We start from the raw sequence: 22520 nt of genomic DNA, 5'->3' as shown, positions 1-22520 counted from the left end.
GTATTAGGTAAGATTAATTGCCGATTTTGATCACCATCTCATTTCCACTTCCCGGCTTACCGGAATACCGTTTCATCATCTCCTGCATCTTTTCCTCCGAAAGTGCTTCATAGTCTTTACTGCTGATCATTTCACCCTTTTTAGGGATTTCTATTTCGACTGCCTCATTTGGATTCAAGACAATTCGCTCGGCGATATAAGTCATTCCTCTATTCTGCAGCTCTAGAATCAATCCTGGTAAACCCCAAAAATCATCTGGCCCATGACTTACAGGAATTTGCATGGTAAACCAAGCCGTTACATTCACGGTATCTTTGCTTGTTACCATCTCATCTTGCCCCATGGAGAATGTTTTGCTGTCGACAATTCTAGAATATATTGCCTTCTGACAGGTATAATCACCAATCTGCTTGCTTTCTCCAGTCAATTCCCAGTCATAAATGTTCAAACTATCTTTCACCAAAAACCCTTTCCCCATCAGGTCTTCTTCTTTGATGTAATTCTGTTCTGCCACATTCTTATAAAGAAGTCTATCCTGATTTCCTGTACTGATTACAATACTAGCTCCACCGGAAGAAGCTGTAGCAGGTCCAGCTCCGAGGCTTTCCACTTGCTTCCAGTTAGATTCAGTTTGGGAAAAAGAAAGCACATATTCACGTTCCATCTGCTTTTTCAATTGCTTCTGTAGATCAGCAATGACATCGGGAGCCATTTTGGAGCTATCCATTGAAATCTTGAAACTTGAAGAAGATTTGTAATAAGCTCTGCCGGTGAGACCTTGTGCAGTTGCGGTAAAAACAGAGCCCATCAGAGCAAAGGAGAGAAATAGTATTCGTATGTTCATAGCTGTAAATTTGTTGCTACAAACCAATAGAAAACGGCTCTGCTACTTAGTTAAGCACTGTTAACGTGTGTTAACATTCAGATTTATAACTTTCCTAGCATATACTTTAGCACCGTGAAAAAGCTACAATTCAAGCGAATAGGAATACTCATTGCCCTCACCCTAATGGTAAGTATAGGAGTGCAGGTCTATAGAAATATTACCCAGTTCAGGCAAAATGAGTCGGAACTAGCTACGGACATCCAACAAAGTTTAGACAATGCATTGGAAGTCTATTTCGCCGATTTAGCTAAGACAGATGTGATCACGCTGAGTGAGAGTAAGAGCTCAACTATTAGACTTAAAAATGCTTTAAAAGCAACTCCTGACAGCTCTGCAAATGATTTCTTTAAGAGAGTTGGGGAAAGTAAAATCCTCTTTAAAGCACTTGAAAAAATGGAAGCTGGGGACACTTCAACCGCAAACTGGTTCGGGGAATTTGATACCAGTAAGAATCTCAGGCTTCAAACTCACATAGATACGTTTGATACGATCGACCCAAAGGAAATTCACAGTATAAATATTTTCAGAGGACTGGATGCCGCGGATAGCATCAGCAATCTCAAAATGCTGACGAATCAAATTATCATTTCCATCACAAGGGATTCTCTGGATTTCGATAGAATCAGTACACTGGTAAAAGAGGAGTTGGAGAGAAAAGACATAGCAATAAACTACGGTTTGCTCCAATACGAGCACGACACGATTGCAGGTTCATTCAATTACCCTGCCTTGACCGAAATGCCGTTTTCCACGATTTCCAAATCTACATTCCTGCCTCGTGGACAAAAGCTGGAGATGTTCTTTGAAAATACAGCACTTACTGTCCTAAAGCGTGGAATGGTGGATATTTTGATGTCAATTATCTTTTTACTAATTATCTCTGGAGCTTTTTATTATCTCTACCAAACCATCAAAAACCAAAAGGAAATCGCCGAGATCAAAGAAGATCTGATCGGAAATATCACGCACGAATTCAAGACTCCTATTGCCACTACACTTTCTGCAATAGAAGGAATCGAGCAATTCAATCCTGAAAACAACCCTGAAAAGACCAAAAAATATCTTGGGATTTCCAAAGGGCAAATGCTAAAACTGAACGGGATGGTGGAGAAATTGCTGGAAACCGCCACCCTGAATTCTGAGCAGCTGATCTTGAAAAAGGAGGAAGTTGATCCAATTCCTGTCCTCAGGTCTTTGGTACAGAAGTTTCAAACCTTGACTCCCGAGAAGGAAATAGAACTTGTTATCCCTTCACATGTCACCCAGCTACTAGTAGATCCTTTCCATTTCGAAAATGTATTATCTAACCTGCTGGACAATGCGCTGAAATACGGAGGAGATCAGGTGAGAATCACACTTGATCAAGGCGCAACTACTCGCATTCGGATTTGGGATAATGGCGGGAACATCAGTCCAGATCAAAAAGAACGTGTTTTTGAGCAATTCTACAGAATTCCAAAAGGAAATCTTCATGACGTAAAGGGCTTCGGAATCGGGCTTTATTATGTGAAGAAAATCATTGAAAAACACGAGGGCAAAATAGAACTGGAATCATCTGCAAATAGTACTTCATTTATCACGATTTGGCCATGAGCAAAATAAAAATTCTATTGGCGGAAGATGAAATGGCTTTGGGTATGATCATTCAGGAAAGTCTGGAAAGCCGGGAGTTTCAAGTTACCCTTTGCCCTGATGGACTACAAGCCTGGGAAAGCTACCAAAAGGCTAAGCCAGATGTACTGGTATTGGACGTGATGATGCCCAAGAAAGATGGATTTACGCTTGCTGAGCAAATCCGAAAGATAGATCCCTACACTCCGATTATTTTTCTGACATCGAAATCCCAAACGGAGGATGTGCTGAAGGGATTTGGATTAGGTGCAAATGATTACGTACGTAAACCATTCAGCATGGAAGAATTGATCGTACGGATCAAAGCTCAACTCAATCGGCAGCAACTCCGCAAAAACCAATCAGACTGGGTTTCACTTGGGAAGTATGAATTTCATCCGACCAAGCAACTTTTGAGGCTAAATGAAAAGGAATGCCATCTTACCGCTCGGGAATCTCAACTCCTTAAAATCCTGCTGGAAAATGCCAATCAGATTACAGATAGAAGTTTGATCCTTACGCAGATTTGGGGATCGGACGATTTTTTCAATGCCCGCAGCATGGATGTTTTTATCACCAAGCTTCGCAAAAAACTACAGGAAGACTCCCAAATCCAGATCTTAAACGTGAGAGGTTTTGGGTATAAATTGGTGTGTTGAGTGTTTCAGGGTGGTAAAGTAAATCTGCCATTAGCCATATTCCATCAAGCTTCACCTCAACTTTAGGCTGTGTCCGTTAGATTTGGTTTTTGGGATGAGATAAAAATGCGGATGCGCCCCATTTCCGCTCCTCTCTTTAAACCTCAAATTTGGTGGCCGTCCGGAGTCAAGGCCTTTGTGATCTACTGGCAAAGAAGCGTATAATCAGATAATTTAAATTTAGAAAGAAAATAAGTCAATCTCTCAATCAAGCCTTTTCTATTGTCCATGGTTACTCACTATAACTATCAAAGCGCTTGGTAGATAGGAAATCTCTATAGATATTTTTTATTGTAACAAATATTACAGTAACTTGCATTACAATAAGTAAGCAATGAAATTTTACAATAGAGAAAAAGAACTAGCTGAACTGCAGCGAATCCGAGAAAAATCCACCCAAAGCGCACAAATGACTATTATGGTGGGAAGGAGAAGGATTGGTAAAACCAGTTTACTGAAAAAAGATAGTGAGGGTAAACCATCAGTGTATCTTTTTGTTGCCCGAAAAAACGAGGTTCTCCTCTGTCAAGAATTTGTAGAAACCATCAAAAACAGTCTTCAGGTCAATTTTTTCGGTGAGATCACTAAGTTCAAAGACCTTTTCGGATGGATAATGGAGCTTTCAGAAAGCCGGAATTTCACACTAATTATTGATGAATTTCAAGAATTCAAAACCGTCAATTCATCCATCTTCAGTGATATTCAGAATATTTGGGATTCCAAAAAATCAAGCAGTCAGATTAATCTGATTTTCTGTGGCTCAATTTATTCAATGATGAAGGATATCTTCGAAAATGCCAAAGAGCCTTTGTTCTCGCGAGCCACGGCACGCCTATACATCAAGCCATTTGATATCAATGTACTGAAAGAGATCTTGACTGATTATTTCCCAGGATACACTCCAGAAGATTTGCTGGCGTTCTATGCGTTTACCGGTGGAGTTGCAAAATATGTTGAAAGTCTGGTGGAAAGTAACGCCTTCACGAGAGACTCCATTCTCAATGAGATCTTCAAGGAAAATTCCCTATTCTTGGAAGAAGGTAAAAACGTCTTGATAGAAGAGTTTGGAAAGGACTATAGCACCTATTTTTCCATCCTTTCCCTTATCGCTTCATCCAAAACTTCACGTCCGGAGATCGAGTCAATTTTAGAAATGAGTGTTGGTGGTTTTTTGGATAAACTAGAAAATGATTTCAGCTTAATAAAAAAGATCAAACCTATTTTTGCTAAGCAAGGAAGTAGGCAAATCAAATATGAAATAACGGATAATTTTCTCCGATTCTGGTTCCGCTTTATCTACAAAAACCAAAGTGCAATAGAAATCGAAAACTATCAGTTTGTAAAAGACCTGGTGCTGCAAGGGTATTCTACGTTTGTGGGCAAAACCCTAGAACGATATTTCCAGCAAAAACTTCAGCTTAGTGGAGAATTTTCAGAAATAGGGACTTATTGGGGGAAAGGAAATCAGAATGAAATTGACATCATCGCTATCAATGAGCTAAACAAGCGGGCAGTTTTTGCAGAAGTAAAATTGAACAAGTCAAAAATCAATCTTGAATATCTACAAAACAAAGCATCCACTTTAGATCAAAAACTATCTGGATATACCAAGGAATTCCTCGCCCTGTCCCTTGAAGACATGTAAGTATTCCCTTCAAGGTACTTATGAACCACTACTTCTCAATTAACTTTCTTTAAGCTTTTTTAAATCCACAAATAAGACTTGGACAAAGGTTCCCAACGTTCTAAAGGAGAAGAAAATCTTAACCCCATAAAGATTTTGTGTGGAGAGAAGACGGAGGCAAAGACTGCTTGGGATCTTAGGAAAAGACCCCAAGCAGTCGCCTCTGCACCACGCAGTTTTTTAAAATCCTACTAACCAGTGTTGCAATCTGCTATTCGAGATTTGTAATCTCTAATTTCCAAGCAATTTACCGCTGTAAGAGATTTAAATTCTTGAATTCTATGGTATGGTGATAACACTCAGTTAAAAAGGCAACTTGACATCTAGCTTCAAAAATTTAAACTGCTCTTATTCAATAATATAGTTGCACTAAAACTGGGAATACATCAAGCCTCCTTAAAAAATCCAGTCATTTCTTAGAATTTCACAGAAAAAATCTTGAGTTTGATGGGTAAATGTACCATACCTAACACATAATGCGAATTATTCTCTTTTCTCTCATTTTTCTAGTCGGTAGTACGCTGACTTTTGCTCAGACTAAACTGGACACCAAAAAGCTAGATGACAAACTTAAAGCGCTTCAGGAAGCTACGATGACAGTTGGTTTTTCGGTAGCGGTAGTGCAGGGCAATGAGGTTATTTATTCCAAAGGGTTTGGGTACCGCGATTTGGAAAAAAAGATTGAAGCCGATGAAAACACGCTGTATGCTATTGGTTCCTCTTCCAAGGCTTTCACTGTGGCACTATTGGGGATTATGGAGGAAGAAAAGGGCTTGAAATTCTCAGATAGCCCAAAGAAATACCTTCCTGAACTGGAGTTTTATAACGATGAGCTCACTAATCAAGTGACTATTACGGATATGATCAGCCACCGTACCGGGCTCCCCAGACACGATATTTCCTGGTATTTATTTCCCTCGGAGGACAAGGACAGCTTGTTGATGCGCATAAAACACCAAGAGCCTTTCACCGGAGTCAGAAAGCAATGGTATTACAATAATTTCATGTATTTGGCACAAGGCCTCATCACGGAAAAACTCACGGGAAAAAGCTGGGAAGAAAATATCAAAGAGCGGTTTTTCAAGCCCTTGAATATGACTACTTCAAACGTCAGCATCAAAGAGCTGGAAGGGTTTAGCAATATTTCCAAGGGCTATACTTTGGAAGAATTCACCAACAATAAAGTAACTCCATATTATAATATCGCGGCGATCAGCCCAGCTGGAAGCATCAATAGCAGCGTGAAAGAAATGGCTAATTGGGTAAAGATTTGGCTAAATGGAGGGAAATTTGGGGAAGTTCAAGTTTTGCCGGAAAGCTATGTCGCCAGAGCTGTGAATCCCCTGATGCTGGTAGGTGGAGGTATTGCTGATAAAAAGTTTCCTGATCAGCACCTCAATAGCTACGGATATGCCTGGTTTACATCTTCTTACAAAGGACATTATAGACTGGAACATGGTGGGAATATCGATGGGTTTTCGGCTAACGTAGCCTTTTTTCCAACAGATAGCCTAGGGATTGTCGTTTTGACAAACCAAAATGGTTCTGCTTTGCCAAACCTAGTTCGAGATGCTATTTCAGATGAGCTCTTGGATTTGGAGAAAACCGACTGGGTGGGCTTTTACACAGATAGAATTGAAAAAATAAAGGAACAACAAAAAGAAGCAAAGGAGAAGCAGGAATCCAGTACCGTTCCCAACACCCAGCCTTCCCATGCATTAGTGGAATATACAGGAAAATACAATCATCCAGGCTACGGTACATTTCAAATTGAATTCAAAAACGACTCTTTGTGGGCTCAATTCCCAAGAGAAAGATTGTATTTGAAACATAGGCATTACGATGTTTTTGAGCCTTATTTGGTCAAAGAAAACGAGGTTGATACTCTTGCAGGGTTAGGTGTCAATTTTAATTTCCGCTCTGATGAATTTGGTGACATAGAATCCGCCAACGTGAAATTCGAACCCACGCTAGAACCGCTTACTTTCAAACGCACTCCTGCAGAAGCTAAAGTTTCTTTGGAAATGCTGGAAACTTATGTGGGTACCTATTCCCTTTCCGGAACAGACTTAAAAATCTCTCTGAAGGATGAAGCGTTAACATTGTTTGTCCCTGGTCAGCCTGAATATTCCCTTACACCCACTCAGGAAAATGAATTCATTGTCAAAGGATTACCGGGTTATAAGGTACGATTTGAGGAAAAGGAAGGCGTTTTGAATATGTTGCTTATCCAGCCGAACGGGACTTTTGCTGCCGTTAAAAAATAGATTTTCGATGACTTCAGTCACAGTTGTAGGATCAGGAATAGTTGGTTTGACATCAGCCATCATGCTTCAGGAATCAGGCTTTAGTGTGAAACTGATCTCTAAGGCTGGATTTGAAAAGAGTCTATCTTGGAAAGTTGGCGCCATTTGGTTTCCATTTGAGATCCAGCCCAAAGAAAAAACCAATCGCTGGGCGACGTTGGCTTATCAGCGATATGCAACTGATGTCATTGAAGGGAATGGCATCAAATTCATTCCATTTATCACCGCTTACACGGCAGAAAGCAACATAGATTGGACCAGCCAACTTCCTGCTGGTAAAGTCAGGCAAGCAACGCGAGAAGAACTTCCCAAAGGCATGGAAATGGCCTTTATTTCTCATGTTCCTCTAGCCGAACCACTTCTATACCTGCCGTATCTTTTTGAAAAATTCCTCCAAAGTGGAGGGGAATATAAGGAGCTGGAAATTTCTTCTTTAAAAGAATTAGCAGCTTTGGATAGCTGGGTGATCAATTGCACCGGTTTGGGTGCGAAGTCACTTTGCAATGACGATGATTTGCATCCTATGAGGGGACAAATCCTCCGATGTAATAAAATGAAGATCCCTTCCTTTGCCAACCCTACCAAAAGAGGTGCTCTCAGCTATGTGATCAACAGATCTGAGGATTCGGTAATCGGGGGAACTGATTATGAAAATGACTGGAACGAATCCATTGATCCAGCTGACACAGAATTAATCCTTAACAGATTGACAGAATCCGGTGTAACTGAAAATCCTGAGATTCTAGAAGTTATTGTAGGTTTGAGACCCAGAAGGAGTGCTGTCAGGTTTGAATTTGATTTAAACTACCCTAATGTATTCCATAACTATGGACATGGAGGAGCAGGGTTCACAGTGGCTTGGGGATGTGCGATGGAGCTTGCCGAAATTTTAGAAAAAAGGAATTAGATCGTTAAGTAAAGCCAAGGAAACAGAAGTTGGACCAAAGAAATAAACCCTATTAGAACATGGTCTAACAGGGTTTATTTCTCTTTGAATGTAAAATTCTAAACTTTATCTGGCACCTCAAAACCAGGTCTGTATTCTCTGGTAAGCATGGCGTCGGCTTCTGGATCGTTAACAAATTTCTCTGACTTAGGATCAAAATCAAGTACCCTTCCCAGCCTGTAAGCTATATTTCCTAAGTGTGCCAAACCAGAAGATAAGTGAGCGGTTTCAACCGGTCCATTCAAAATAGATTTATCATGCTTTCGGACAGCCTCAATGAAGTTGGTGAAGTGACCATCAGTCCCTCCGGCACCTCTGTCCATTCCTGAAGCAGCTTCACCGCCGTCATCACCGGATTTACCAGGTGTTCTGTCATTACCTAAGAAGGTCTTGTATTTATCGTAGCCATCTACTACCAGATAGCCTTTATCACCATAGAAGATGTTCCCAACAGTGGCTCCATCCTCAGCATTGGTGTACCATGGGCGCACTTCGAATTGAATAATTTTATTTTCCTCTGGGTAGTTATAGATAGAAGTCAGTACCTCAGGTACTTGCTTGCTGTCATTCCAGAGATACTTTCCGCCCATAGAGGTAATCTTGGTAGGAAAGCCTACATCAAGTCCCCACATGCAGAGATCAGTCTCATGAATTCCCTGATTCCCCACGTCCCCATTGCCATAATCCCAGTGCCAGTGCCAGTTGTAATGCACCAGATCTCGGGTAAATGGAACTTTTGGAGCTGGGCCTGTCCACAGGTCATAGTCCAATCCATCTGGCACAGGAGAAGTCCCCTTGATACCGATATCTCCACGCATTCTAAATACAAGCCCACGAGCCATGTAAACTCTGCCTATATAGCCATCTCTCATGAGTTCTATTGCCTCTTGGACGGCCGGCGAGCTTCTTAGCTGCACACCATGCTGGACGATGCGATCATATTTCTCTGCCGCTTCTATCATTCTACGACCTTCAGAGATGTTATGTGACCCAGGCTTTTCTACATAGACATCCTTGCCTGCCTGACAAGCCCAGATAGTCGCCAGCGCATGCCAGTGATTTGGGGTGGCAAGGCTTACCACATCGATATCCTTATTGTCAAATACTTTTTTGAGATCTTGCTCAATTCCAACGTCTTTACCGTATTTCTCCTTGAACGCTTTTTGGGCAGGGGTCAGCAGGTTCAAGTCTGGATCGCAAAGTGTCGTAATTTCCACATCTTTTTGAGCCATGAAACCTTGAATATGACTTTTTCCTCTACCATTTATGCCTAGCACAGCTGCATTGATGCGGTCATTAGCGCCAAAAGCTGAAGCTGGGATAAAGGTCGGCAAGACCATAGCTGCTGTGCCCGCTATTGCTGATTTTTTGATGAATGTTCTCCTCGATGATTCTTTACTCATTGTTAGATTTATTTTGGGGTTGTTATTAGTTCAATTTATTGAAAAAATGGTAACAATGCTCATAAACTTACACATATGGATATTTTTAAGCAATATTAAATAGGTGTATTACGCAAAATCCAAAAAATATATTGGTGGAGATAAGTAAAGTGAACGGTTTTTTTTTATGTTGTTAGTTAATGATTCTTGAGATCCTGTTCATTAATCTAATTCTCTTAATCCATTCAAAACCAATTAATTTTCGTAGGTAGTAATAAGTTGCACTAACCACCAAACCTAAGTCTCCATGAAAATCTATTTAAACACCGTTTTATTATTACTCACAACTCTTACCAGCGCTTGCTCACAAGAAAATCCCTCATCTTGCCCAAGTCAGCTTGGTGAGTTCATCGTCCAAGAAGCTTTCCCAAACCTTTCTTTTACCAGACCTGTAGATTTCCAACATGCAGGAGACAATTCCAACAGGATCTTTGTGGTTGAGCAGAGAGGAGTGATTTCTGTCTTTGAAAATAATGCCGCAGCTAGTGAGAAAACTGAATTCTTGGATATAGAAAGTAAAGTAGATGATTCAGGGAATGAGGAAGGATTATTGGGACTTGCATTCCATCCAGAATTCCAGAGTAATGGCTATTTCTATGTGAATTATACCGCAGGAAACCCAAATAGAACTGTAATCTCCCGCTTTTCAGTGATGTCTTCAGACCCCAATAAAGCTGATCCATCCAGTGAACTTGTCTTGTTGGAGTTTGAACAGCCCTATTCCAACCACAATGGAGGTCAAATTTCATTTGGCCCTGACGGTTTCCTTTATATCGCTACAGGTGATGGTGGAAGTGGCGGAGATCCTCAGGGCAATGGGCAAAACCGCAGTACTTTGTTAGGAAAGATCCTTAGAATAGACGTGAATCAGACAACTGGATCTAACAACTATTCAATACCTGCTGATAATCCTTTTGTAAATAATTCAGAAGGTTTTCGGGAAGAAATCTATGCGTATGGCTTGAGAAATCCATGGAGATTTAGCTTTGACTCATCCAACGGTCAGCTATGGGTAGGGGATGTGGGACAAAATAAATATGAAGAGATTGACATAGTTGAAAATGGTGGAAATTATGGATGGAATACCATGGAAGGTTTTCATTGTTTCAAACCTGCTGACTGTGATAAGACTGGGCTAGCGCTACCCGTTTGGGAATATGACCACTCCCAAGGTGATATTTCCGTCACAGGTGGATTTGTGTATCATGGTGATGCCATAGCAGAATTGGAAGGATTGTACATCTATGCTGATTTCGTTTCCGGAAGGATCTGGAGTTTGGACGTCAGCGATCCTTCTAACCCGATTAATACAGAATTGCTGAATGCAGATTTCCCGATTTCAGCATTTGGAGTGGATCAAAACCAAGAATTGTATATATGCGGCTTTGATGATAAAATTTACAAATTGGCGATTGAGTGAATCTTGAGTCGGAGAGCGTATGGGGGTAAAAGTGAAGTTGCCTCGACCTAAAAAAAAGTGAAGTGAAATTTAAATAGAAGTCAGTAAAATATTGAAATTCAGTGTGATATAATCTATTTGAAAGTCCATAGTTTTATACTTACGCTCAATCCTCAATTCTCAGGAGTTGGGTAAGTATATACTTTGAGTGTCAAACTTGTTTAGTTATTAAATTAAAGAATCAATAAATTATGAAAAAAATAGGCTTAATCGTAGCTGGTTTACTTATACTTGGAGCCATTCTTGTCCTTACTCTGGTCATGGAAATTATTGAGTTTTTCATGGGAGCCATTTTATTCGTTTTGGCTATAGTAGTATTGATTATTCTCTACAATAAGATAAAAGAGAAGGTTTCTTAGCAGACGATAGCACATGCGTTAGATCAGCAGAAAATCTGATATCACTTCTCATTCTCCTGCTCCTGCATTTCATTTTCATTTAATTCGGAAGGCAGATGTCCGAATTGCTCCTTGAAAAGCTTTCTGAAATATTTCACGCTGGTAAAACCGACTTCGTAAGCTGCCTGAGCCACCCCTAGTTTTTCTTCTTTGATGAGGGCAGCAGCCTTCTTTAATTTGACCGAGCGGGTGTACTGGTTGATGTTCTGGCCTGTGAGTGCTTTAAGTTTTCTGAAGAGAGAAGTTCTGCTCATTCCCATAGCCTGAGAGATCGTGTCCACATCAGTGACTTGCTCTGCTATTCCGCTTAGAATATGTGTCTCCAATTCTCTCAAAAAGGACTTTTCCCTACCAACAGCACTCTTTTCTGAGGGTGAAAGCTCTTCCTGCTGGGTGTTTTTTTCCAGAAAATAGGTGCGAAGGCGGATTTTTGCGTTTAAAAGGTTTCTGATTCTGGATTTTAGAATTTTACCTTCAAATGGCTTGGTAATATAATCATCAGCACCCTTTCCATATCCAGAAGTGATGCTCTCGGTATTGCTTTTGGCAGAAAGCAAGATCACAGGAATATGGGTTGTTCCTGGATTTTCCTTTAGGACTCCGCAGAGGTCAATTCCGTTTTTCTCTGGCATCATGATGTCCGAAATGATCAGATCAGGAATATACTGTTTGGCTTTTTCCAAGCCTTGATTTCCGTTCTCTGCAAAAATCAGATCATATTCATTTGCAAGTAGTGTCTCCATATACTCCAGAATCTGCGGATTGTCATCTATGACCAATATCACCTCTCGGTTTCCCTCTAGATCGAAACTGATGTTTGCATGCAACTTAGCATGCTGTGGCTCCGGAAGCCATTCACTTGCAGGCTCGACATGAAGTGAGCTCTGCTGATTTTCAGGCGCTCTCACTGGAATTCTGATCGCAAAGCAACATCCTTCTCCTGGCTGACTTTGAAGTTCTATGGAACCTTGATGGTCTTCGACAAGCCTTTTGGTGAGCGCCAAACCAATTCCTGTACCTTTTTCCTCAGTATTTGCACCGCTTTGGTAATACCAGTTAAATACATGTTGCTGATCTTCGTAAGGAATTCCAGGCCCATTGTCGCGAATACAGAGCTCAAACTCTCCGCTTAGTTCTTTGACCAGCACGGTTATCTGATCATTTGTCTGGCAGTATTTCAAGGCGTTGGAAAGCAGGTTGTTGAAAATGATATGAAGCTTTTGGATATCAACTGCTGCTATAAAATCAATTTTCGGCAAATCACTTTTGAGTCTGATGCCTTTGTGACGGGCTAGTGGCTGATACTGCTCTATCCACTGTTTGATAGGTTTGACGATTGGCTGGGATTTTATATTCAGCTCGTTGACACTGAGTTCTGCATTCCTGAATTCCAGAAGTTTAGAAATCATCTCATGCAGGTAGGTGGCATTTTTCTGGATTAGCTTCAGAATTTTGAGATGTTTTGCATTTTTTGTTTCAAGCAATAAATCTTCCACAGGAGCGATGATCAGCGTAAGTGGAGTTTTAAGCTCATGGGAAAATCCGGTGAAAAACTGTACGCGTTCTTCGTTCAGTTCATGTTCAAGATGCCTTTGTTTTTTTTCAAATAGAAGCGAGTTTTTCAACTTCAACCGTTCGGCATAGTAGCGCATTCCCGTCACCACCAAGGTCAGCAATAAAATAAGATATAGTAGATATGCTGGCCAGGTTTTCCAAAATGGAGGATGGATTGTGATTGCTATTTCATTTTCTGCTATGGTTTTGGTACCAGAACTTGCTCTGGCTTTGAGTGTATATTCCCCCGACGGAATGTTGCTGAGATTAGCTGTGCCGGTTTGATTTGTTTCTATCCATTGACTATGGAATGGCTCCAATTTATAAGCGTAGTTAACATCTTTTCCTAAGGGAAGTTTTAAGGCTACAAAATCAATAGATATCAAAGATTGATCGTGGGCTAAGTCGAGCTCAGGCAGATAAGGAAGTGCCTGGGTGAGCCTGAAGCCTTCTCCATCATTTATTACAGATGCTTTTTTATTCATCAATCGAAGGTCTGTGAAAATCAAGGGGTAGTTATTGGCTTGACTGTCTAGGGTTTTAGGATTGAAGGCATTGATACCCTTATTTCCACCCATGTACACTTCGCCAGATTGGGTGACCAGCGCTGCTCCGATGTTGAATTCTGCAAGTTGGATGTTATTGATCGAGTTGAGATTGCCCACCTCATCGGTCTTGGGGTCGAAAAAACTGATGCCTCTATAGGTGCCAAGCCAGATTTTTCCGTCTTTACCTTTGGCCATGCTGTTGATGGAATTGTTGCTGAGACCGCTTTCATCGGTAAAAAGAGCGAATGCTTTGCTTTCTGGGTTTAAGCGGATCAGGCCCTCATAGCGACTACCGGCGATTACCTCGCCATTTTCCAGCACTTCTATGGCAAACACTACTTCGACAGGAAAACCTGGGATGGTGTTTTCATTGAAGAGTTCCTGCTCGCCCGTCAGATAATTGTACCTGATAATCCCGTCACCGAAAGTTGCCAGCCAGAGATTGCCCAGGTCGTCTTCAGCTATGTCACGGATGTCTATTTTTCCCAGTTGCCTGACGTAATCAAAATCGTCGATGGGAGGATGGTAGCGATACAGTCCACCTCTGTTGGTACCCACCCATATCTGTCCGTTTTTTCCTTCAAAGATTTTACGCACATCATGTCCGTTTTCTTGGCTTCCCTGGAGGTAATGCTTGGATTTGCCTGTTTCCGTATCCAATAAATTCAACCCACCCTGGTAAGTCCCTACCCAAAGTCGGTCTTTACTGTCTTCCAAAAGGGAAATTATGTAATTGTTAGAGAGGCTGTTGGGATCTTCGGGATTATGCGCATAATGGCTGATTCGCTCGGTTCGTGGGTCAAAGTAATCCAAACCTCCGCCGTCTGTACCGATCCAGATTTTGCCGTTGTTTCCCTCTGCGAGCGATCCGATTCTATCGTGGGAAATCGTTTCTGTTTTGGAAAGGTGGCGTTGGATAAGTTTCACAGGTTCGCCCTGCGGATTTACAAAATTCAGTCCTGTACTGGTTCCGATCCACATATAGCCATCCTTGCTTAGCTTCAGGCTGGAGACAGTCCGGTTGAATATACTACTTCCATCTTGTTCAGGCTTAAACCATTTCAGTTCGATCGTTTGATCTTTCAAAAACTGGGCTGAATTCAGGATATTCAACCCACCGTTTCTAGTCCCGATCCAGAGATTTCCAAAAGGGCCTTTTTCAAAGCAAAGTACATTTCCATCACTCAAGCCAAGATTGGGTTGGTCGGAAGCCTGTAGCTTGAGCGTATCCGCCTCAGTGGTGATCACGCGAATTCCAGTATTTGATCCTACCCAGAGATTTCCCACTTCATCAGTGAAAAGCGAATTGATGTTTGCAGGAAAGGAGGGGGCTGAATCCTCCAGAGCCGTTAGTTTGTTACGTCGCAAATCTATTTTGTCAAGTCCTCGGTCAAAATGCCCTACCCAAAGAATGGAATCTCCCTGCATAGCCAAGGCTGAAATACGTGTGGAAGAAAGGGAATTTGGATCTAAAAGATGATGAGTAAATGAGGCGATGACGCTGTCGGCGTCCAGTACCTTTATGTCTCCATCGAAGGTGGTAATGATTTTATGTCCCTGCGGTCCTTTGATGATATTGCTGATTGAGTTTGGATTTAACCCTCTGAATAAGTCTGAATGAATGAAAGAATCAGCTTTTGGGTCATAGGTACTCAATCCTTTATTGGTGGCTAGTAGCAGGTGCTGGTTCTGATCTATTATCAACTGCTCTATGTAGTTTGCCATGGGACCTCCTGCTGGATTCCTGTTGCTTTTTCTATAAATCTGGAAGCCATGCCCATCGTATCGGTTCAGTCCGTCTATGGTTGCGATCCAAATGAATCCCAGGGAGTCCTGCTCAATTTGATTGATGTAATTATTGGACAAGCCATTTTGCACGTCAAGAAGGTAAAACGTCAGTTGATCCTGTCGGGTGAAAATGGAGCTGGAATCCAAACTTTGACCACTGCCGATCCGGCAAAAGCAAAGTAATAGCAAGGTTATAATAGTGGGTTTCATCTGTGCACAATCAATATAAAAGTCCTGAATAAAACCAGTGTTAATCCCGGGAATAGGCATTTGATCAATTTATACCCCCTTATTTGCTGATTTGTATCCCCTATCTCTTTCGGATTTTCCAGAACATTGTTTCGAAGACTCAGGAGTTTTTCTTCTAGCCTTCGGCTTTAATTAATTAACAAATAAACCTAAAAAACATGCTAACACAATTACCAGCCAGGGCATGGCTGTATTGTATGTCATTTTTACTAGTAATGACATGCACTGTGCCCAATGTATTTGGTCAGGAAAAAATCTCAGGCCAAATTCTGGATGAAACCGGCACCGGACTCCCAGGAGCTTCCGTTTTATTGAAAGGTACCACATCAGGTGCTGTCACGGATTTGGATGGCAATTTTACCTTGTCATTTGCCCCAACTGAAAATGCTACTTTAAGCATATCTTTTATTGGGTATGTAACTCAGGAGCGTGTTATTCAAAGCGGGGAAAGTAGAATCACTGTGCAACTTGTACCTGACGAGCAATCACTCAATGAAGTAGTGGTCGTAGGATATGGTGAGCAAAAGAAAGCCACCCTCACAGGATCTGTATCCCAAGTGGAAGGCAGGGATTTGAAAAACAGTCCACAACCCAATATTTCCAATTCACTTTCTGGTAGATTCTCAGGGATCATCGCCAACAACAGAGGGGGCGAACCTGGGTACGATGGTTCTAGTATTAGCATACGGGGCTTGGCTACTACAGGCAACAATGATGTGCTTGTCGTAGTGGATGGAGTTCCAGGTCAGATTGGCGGATTAGAGCGACTCAATCCAAATGACATAGAAAGTATTTCAGTTTTAAAGGATGCTTCTGCAGCGATCTATGGTTCCAGAGCTGCCAATGGTGTGATTCTAGTGACCACCAAGCGTGGTAAATCCGGTAAACCGGTGATTTCCTACAGCTTTAATCAAGGTTTTTCTTCACCGACAAGATTGCCGGAAATGGCTGATGCGGGTACTTATGGGCAGATCAGAAATGAAATTGCTTATTATAATAATCCGCAGGGTGGATTAAATCAGGTGTATTCGGAAGATGAGCTGGGGATGTTCAGAGACGGTTCCGATCCCCTGAACTATCCGAACACGGATTGGGCGGCTGCAGCTTTGGAGAATTTTGCTTTGCAAAGCCAGCATGACCTGAGCATCAGAGGGGGATCAGACAATGTGACCTACTTTTTGTCTTTAGGCAAAACTGGTCAGGATGGATTGTATAAAGATGGTGCTACTCGCTACGATCAATACAGCTTCCGCTCCAATGTGGATGCCGATATCACTGATAAACTGACTGTGGGACTATCCCTTTCCGGCAGAAAAGAAGATAGACAATACCCAACTTCAAGTGCCGGAAATATATTCCGTTCGATCTACAGAGCTTATCCTACGGTGGCGGCAGTGTATCCTAATGGCCTTCCATCTTCAGGAATCGAAAATTCCAATCCTGTGGTGATGGCAACAGATCAAGGTGGTTTGAATCAGAATCCCCGCTATATCTTTAACGGTATCCTAAGAGGTAAATATGAGTTTGGCTTCCTGGATGGTCTTTCAGCAGAAGGTTTCTTCTCAGTGGATGAAAGTTCTGACAGATCCAGAAACTTTAGTACTCCCTATACTTTGTACAATTATGACCGCACCTCAGGTGCTTACAACCCTGTGGTAGTAGGAGGAGGGCCAGATCAGCAGCCTTCGCTTTCTGAGACCCACTATTCTCAATCCATGGTCGTGTCCAATATCCGTTTGAACTTCAAACATTATTTTGGAAATCATTTTATCGATGCTTTTGCAGGCTATGAGCAGAGTGAAAATAGATCTCATACGCTGGGAGCTTCCAGACTTCATTTTCCTACTGCAGAAACGCCTGAATTGTCCCAAGGTGGAGCAGCTGCATCGGATTACGACAACTGGGGAAGTAGCTACAACTATACCAGGAAAAGTTACTTGAGTAGAATTGCTTACAACTACAATGAAAAATACTTGGCTGAGCTTCAGATGAGAGTGGACGGCTCGTCCAATTTCCCGGCGGATAGCCGATATGGATTTTTCCCTTCTCTTTCTGTAGGTTATAGGATTTCTGAAGAAGATTGGTTCAGAGAGAAGTTAGGCTTCTTTGATGACCTGAAATTCAGAGCTTCTTACGGTAAACTTGGAAATGATAATGTGGGACAGTTCCAGTATTTTGACAACTATTCTTTCAATAACCGCTATATCCTTGGTGATGAGGTAAACACGGGCATCGATCTCACTAGATTGGCCAATCCGAATATTACCTGGGAAGTTGCAACCAAAACAGATGTGGGCTTTAACGCCATCTGGCTTCAGAAATTCACTACTGAGTTCATTTATTTCCAGCAGGACAGAAGTAAAATTTTGACCATCCGAAATGCATCCATTCCGGGAACTTCAGGAATTGTAAATCCCTATGACGGTCAGTCCCTAGTGCCTGCCGAGAATATAGGCGAAGTGAAAAGCCATGGTTTTGAGTCCACGGTAGGCTATCGTCACGAAGGTAACTTCAGCTTTGGCGTAGCAGGAAACTTCACCTATGCCAAAAATGAAATTGTGTACATCGATGAGGCGGCTGGGGTTTTAGACTATCAGCGTCAGACAGGCAATCCAATGAATACTTACCTGCTCTACAATGCAATCGGTATTTTCAGAAGCCAGGAAGAATTGGACAGTACGCCACATGTACCCGGTGCAATGGTAGGAGACTTGATTTATGAAGATTTCAACGGAGACGGAGAGATCAATGCTGATGACATGACCCGGACGAAGTATGGTAATATTCCTCAGATTACGTTTGGAATGACTTTGAATGCAGCCTGGAAAAACTGGGATTTCTCAGCGGTGATTTCTGGACAGACGCAGGTGAACCAATACGTATTACCGGAATCCGGCACTGTGGGTAATTTCTATAGCAGCTGGGCGGACAACCGTTATTCTCCTACCAATACCGACGGAACTTTCCCAAGAGTAAGCGAGCGTGCGTCTTCCGCAGTAAGTGGTGGTTTGTATAGAAACAACTTCTGGTTGAACGATGCTTCTTTTGCCCGATTGAAGAATATACAGATTGGTTACAATGTGCCTCAGCCGGTGTTGGATAAGCTCTCAATCAGCAGCTTGAAGATTTATGCCAATGCATTCAACCTATTTACACTTACCGGAGTGAAAGATTATGATCCGGAAGGTTCCAGTGAAAGCGGACAGTTCTACCCGCAGCAGAAGATCATCAACCTTGGTGTAAACATTCAATTCTAAACCCGACCAAAATGACTACTAAAAATATATTTAAACCATTCCTGGGAATAGCGCTGAGTGGCCTGTTGCTGGGAGGATGTAATGAGGATTTTCTTGATGTGGTTCCCACAGACAGAGTTTCGGATGCATCAATTCTTTCGGATTCCACGCTTTTTGAAGCTTATGTGATCAATAGATACTTAGGGGTAAGATTGACAGATAAAGAGGGAGACGGAAACGTGCCTGGCTTTGGGCGTGGATTTGAATACGCGCTATGGAGCTCGCTAACCGATGAGTCTATTTACAATAACGATGACAATACCTGGTTTATACAGCAAGGCCAGCTTTCACCGCAAAATACAGGGATAGCAGGGACTTTCTGGGGAAGATCGTACAGAAGTATCCGTGAGGCAAACTATGCTTTGGCAAATATCGGCGAACTGGAAATGAGCCAGTCTGGAAAGGATTTGCTAATCGCAGAACTTAAATTTATCCGTGCATTCCGCTACTTTGATCTGATCAAAAATTATGGGGATGTGGTGTTGATGGGAGACAATGTAGCCCAGCTGGGGGATGATTTTACAGACCCATCTTTCTATGAGCGCGCTCCCAAAGAAGAAGCCATTGCTTATGTAATTCAGGAATTGGATGCCGCAGCGGCAGTGTTGCCACAGACCAACAGTGGATCCTGGCTGGAAGGACGTGCAACCAAAGGAGCTGCACTGGCGCTGAAGTCGCGCTTGTTACTTTATGCGGCAAGCCCACTGTACAACGATGGAGGCAGTGATGCACAGAAATGGCAAGAGGCGGCTCAGGCTGCCCAAGCTGTGATTGATCTGGGGCAGTATTCTCTTTACCAGCAAGGCTATGGAGAGTTGTTCTTAACTCCGCAAAGCAATTCGGAAATCATTTTCGCCAGGTATTACAATATCAATTCAAGACATACTGCCTTGGAAATCGCCAATGGACCAAATGGCTATGACGGTTGGGGAGGAAATGTTCCGCTTCAGAATCTAATTGACGATTATGAGATGATGGACGGGACTCCATTTGATTGGGAGGATGATACCCATGCGGCTGCTCCTTACGAAAACCGGGATCCTAGATTTTATGAGACTATTCTCTACAACGGAGCCCCATATAGAAACAGGGAGGTGGAGACATTTCTTCCTAATGGACGCGATAGTCAAGGTGGCCCTTCTAACTGGAATACCAGTAAGACTGGCTATTACTTAAGAAAATTCATAAATGAAGAGCTTCCGATTCAAAATCCTTGGGAAGTGGCAGGTACTCAAAACTGGATCTATTTCAGATATGCGGAAATCCTGCTCAACTATGCGGAAGCACAGAACGAAGCCGTAGGCCCAGATGCCAGTGTATATGATGCAATCAATTCGATCAGAAGCAGATCAGGTGTAGAAATGCCTGCCTTGCCTGCTGGTTTGAGTCAGGATGAAATGCGGGAAAGAATCCACCATGAGCGTAGAATTGAACTAGCCTTCGAGGAGCATAGATACTACGATGTGAGAAGGTGGATGACTGCAGATGAAGTGGAAAATACTCCTGCTTATGGGATGGAGATTGTAAAAGAAGCAGATGGTAGCTTGACCTACAACAGGAAGATTTCCCTGAACGGGAAGAAGTTTGAAACACAGAATTACTGGTTGCCTATTCCTAGGTCAGAAATTTTGGCCTCAAACAATCAACTGGAACAGAATCCTGGTTATTGATAAGTTAAAAGGGAAGCTTTTATGTTTCCCTTTTTTTAGAACTTTAGAAAATGAGAAGCTTAAATAGAATGATATACTCCAAGATTAAACTCCTTTTTTTTGTTGTCTGTGGCTTGCTGATGTCCTGTCAGAGTTCAGGTCAGGAACAAAAGCAGCAGGATCTGCCCGAAGAGGAAATAGTAACAATCAACGCGCTGAAGAATGAAACCTATCAATCCATCGAACACTTCGGTGCGTCAGATGCTTGGTCGGGACAGTTTGTTGGGCTTTGGCCTGATCAAAAGAAAAATGGGATAGCGGAGCTGTTGTTCAGCAAGGAGAATGATACCGATGGAAATCCCAAAGGAATTGGCCTTTCTATGTGGCGGTTTAATGTGGGGGCTGGCAGTGCACAGCAAGGTGAAGAGAGCGGAATCCGGGATGAGTGGAGAAGGGCAGAATCTTTTCTGGAAGCTGATGGAACCTATAATTGGGATCGTCAGGCGGGTCAGGTGTGGTTTGCCAGAGCCGCTCAGGAGTTTGGGGTAGGGAAGTTGCTGATTTTCCCAAACAGTCCTCCGGTGACTATGACCAAGACAGGAAAAGCTTATGCCAATAATGGGCAATCCAATTTGGCTGAAGAAAACTTTCAGGCTTTTGGTGAATACCTAACTCAGGTGATCATGGGACTTCAGCAAAAAGGGTTGAAGGTGGATTACGTCAGCCCGGTGAATGAACCCCAGTGGGATTGGTCCGACGGAGGTCAGGAAGGAACTCCTTTTTGGAATAATGAAATCTCCGGCATTGTAAAAGCGCTGGACAAGGCGCTGTCAGATGAAAACTTGACTACGAAAATAGATGTAGCCGAAGCAGGAAAAATCAATTACCTCTACGAGCAGGCAGATAAAGAGGGGAGAGGAAATCAGGTAGCAGATTTCTTTCAACCTGAATCTTCCAACTACATAGGAAATCTGACTCAGATCAGCCCGACGGTTTCTGCGCACAGCTATTTTACTACTTCTCCCTTTGAGTCGGCTGTTAATCAGCGGGAAAGGGTTGCTGCTGCTGTGAGTTCTGTTCAGGGTTTGAGCTACTGGATGAGCGAGTACTGCATCCTGGGAGACAATGGAGGAGAAATCAACGGAAATGGAAGAGATCTGGGGATAGATCCTGCGCTGTATATAGCTCGGGTGATCCACAATGACCTGACTGTTTCCAATGCTAGTGCCTGGCATTGGTGGCTGGCTATTTCTCCCTATGACTACAAGGACGGCTTGGTTTATATAGACAAACAGAAAGAAGATGGCAACTACTACGAAAGCAAAATGCTGTGGGCATTGGGTAACTACAGCAGATTTGTAAAGCCAGGATATCAACGGATAGGAGTGGAAGTGAATCAGAAAAAACTTCAGAATCCGGAGTTTTTGGTATCGGCTTACCAGGCAGATACCAAAGAAGAGATAGTGTATGTTGTGGTGAATTCGGGAATCAAGGATTTGAGGGTGGATTTGACTGTGGATGGACAAGCACCTTCCATAAATGATCATTATGTCACATCGAAAGATAGCAGTCTGGAGTCCTTTGGAGCCGAGACTTCTGCCAAAGGAGTTCTGATCCCTGCTCGATCAATAGTTACTGTGGTAGCACGAAATTGAGCTACATAGCCAAATGAAGGTAAGAAAACTACGGATTCATTTTAGGTTCTGCTGATTAACAGCTAATGAAACCACATATAGATTTAAGAAAATAGTAGATAGATGGGTAATGAAAAGTCCAAAATCATGTGGTTTTGGATTTTTTTTTTCACGCTCGGCCAGATACGAGACATAGAAAGCAAAGTCCGAAATGAGAAGCACTCCATCGATAGATGAATGCAAGTTGGGGTCAAAAGGCTTTTTGGTTTCAATTTTTTTTTTGAACCATCCGATTAATAAAACGGACTACTTTCAGACTCGGACAAAACTATATCGCCTGGACTCAGTCCAACGAGGTAAGAGCTCCATTAT

At 42.3% G+C, this 22520-nt stretch carries 13 protein-coding genes; 10 read left to right on the top strand and 3 right to left on the bottom strand.

Annotation, left to right across the window (positions count from 1 at the left end; all coding sequences use genetic code 11):
* Positions 1–13: 13 nt before the first annotated feature.
* The gene (locus tag BM386_RS09380) at positions 14–844 is read right to left on the bottom strand and encodes a GLPGLI family protein (RefSeq protein WP_091693016.1); all 831 of its coding nucleotides are present in this window, start codon (positions 842–844) and stop codon (positions 14–16) included.
* A 114-nt stretch (positions 845–958) separates the two neighbouring features.
* On the opposite strand from BM386_RS09380, the gene BM386_RS09375 reads away from it, so the two are divergent.
* The 5 genes from BM386_RS09375 (at position 959) to BM386_RS09355 (ending at position 8092) form a co-directional block, all read left to right on the top strand.
* A complete protein-coding gene (locus BM386_RS09375) occupies positions 959–2479 on the top strand; it encodes a sensor histidine kinase (protein ID WP_091693014.1) in 1521 nt (506 codons plus the stop codon).
* Complete coding sequence (locus BM386_RS09370) at positions 2476–3156, top strand: response regulator transcription factor (RefSeq protein WP_091693012.1); 681 nt, start codon at positions 2476–2478, stop codon at positions 3154–3156. The genes BM386_RS09375 and BM386_RS09370 overlap by 4 nt, the downstream gene beginning before the upstream one ends.
* 373 nt (positions 3157–3529) lie before the next feature.
* Positions 3530–4840 carry an ATP-binding protein gene (locus tag BM386_RS09365; RefSeq protein WP_091693011.1) on the top strand — a complete coding sequence of 437 codons (1311 nt, stop codon included), beginning with the start codon at positions 3530–3532 and terminating at the stop codon, positions 4838–4840.
* 515 nt (positions 4841–5355) lie between these two features.
* A complete protein-coding gene (locus BM386_RS09360; protein ID WP_091693009.1) occupies positions 5356–7146 on the top strand; it encodes a serine hydrolase in 1791 nt (596 codons plus the stop codon).
* 7 nt (positions 7147–7153) lie between these two features.
* Positions 7154–8092: an FAD-dependent oxidoreductase gene (locus tag BM386_RS09355; protein WP_091693008.1), complete on the top strand. Its 939-nt coding sequence runs from the start codon at positions 7154–7156 to the stop codon at positions 8090–8092.
* 98 nt (positions 8093–8190) lie between these two features.
* On the opposite strand, the gene BM386_RS09350 is transcribed toward BM386_RS09355, so the two are convergent.
* The gene (locus BM386_RS09350) at positions 8191–9534 is read right to left on the bottom strand and encodes a Gfo/Idh/MocA family protein (RefSeq protein WP_091693006.1); all 1344 of its coding nucleotides are present in this window, start codon (positions 9532–9534) and stop codon (positions 8191–8193) included.
* Positions 9535–9820: 286 nt separating this feature from the next.
* Between BM386_RS09350 and BM386_RS09345 the strand changes: the two genes are divergently transcribed.
* Positions 9821–10993, top strand: a complete 1173-nt coding sequence (locus BM386_RS09345; RefSeq protein ID WP_091693005.1) for a PQQ-dependent sugar dehydrogenase — start codon at positions 9821–9823, stop codon at positions 10991–10993.
* Positions 10994–11223: 230 nt separating this feature from the next.
* Complete coding sequence (locus BM386_RS23625; protein ID WP_170857069.1) at positions 11224–11391, top strand: hypothetical protein; 168 nt, start codon at positions 11224–11226, stop codon at positions 11389–11391.
* A gap of 41 nt (positions 11392–11432) precedes the next feature.
* Here BM386_RS23625 and BM386_RS09340 read toward each other — a convergent pair whose 3' ends face one another.
* The gene (locus tag BM386_RS09340) at positions 11433–15530 is read right to left on the bottom strand and encodes a two-component regulator propeller domain-containing protein (protein ID WP_170857068.1); all 4098 of its coding nucleotides are present in this window, start codon (positions 15528–15530) and stop codon (positions 11433–11435) included.
* Between the two features lie 197 nt (positions 15531–15727).
* Between BM386_RS09340 and BM386_RS09335 the strand changes: the two genes are divergently transcribed.
* The 3 genes from BM386_RS09335 to BM386_RS09325 all read left to right on the top strand — a co-directional run bounded on the left by BM386_RS09335 (position 15728) and on the right by BM386_RS09325 (position 22169).
* Positions 15728–18826, top strand: coding sequence for a SusC/RagA family TonB-linked outer membrane protein (locus BM386_RS09335; protein ID WP_091693002.1), 3099 nt, complete (start codon positions 15728–15730; stop codon positions 18824–18826).
* Between the two features lie 11 nt (positions 18827–18837).
* On the top strand, positions 18838–20535 hold the full coding sequence (locus BM386_RS09330) for a RagB/SusD family nutrient uptake outer membrane protein (protein ID WP_091693000.1): 1698 nt from the start codon (positions 18838–18840) through the stop codon (positions 20533–20535).
* A 68-nt stretch (positions 20536–20603) separates the two neighbouring features.
* Positions 20604–22169: a glycoside hydrolase gene (locus tag BM386_RS09325; RefSeq protein WP_091692998.1), complete on the top strand. Its 1566-nt coding sequence runs from the start codon at positions 20604–20606 to the stop codon at positions 22167–22169.
* Positions 22170–22520: the final 351 nt, after the last annotated feature.

The sequence above is a fragment of the Algoriphagus locisalis genome (assembly GCF_900116615.1).
Taxonomy (GTDB): domain Bacteria; phylum Bacteroidota; class Bacteroidia; order Cytophagales; family Cyclobacteriaceae; genus Algoriphagus; species Algoriphagus locisalis.
Note: the sequence above shows the minus strand (reverse complement) of the source record. Positions and strands in the feature narration are given on the sequence as shown.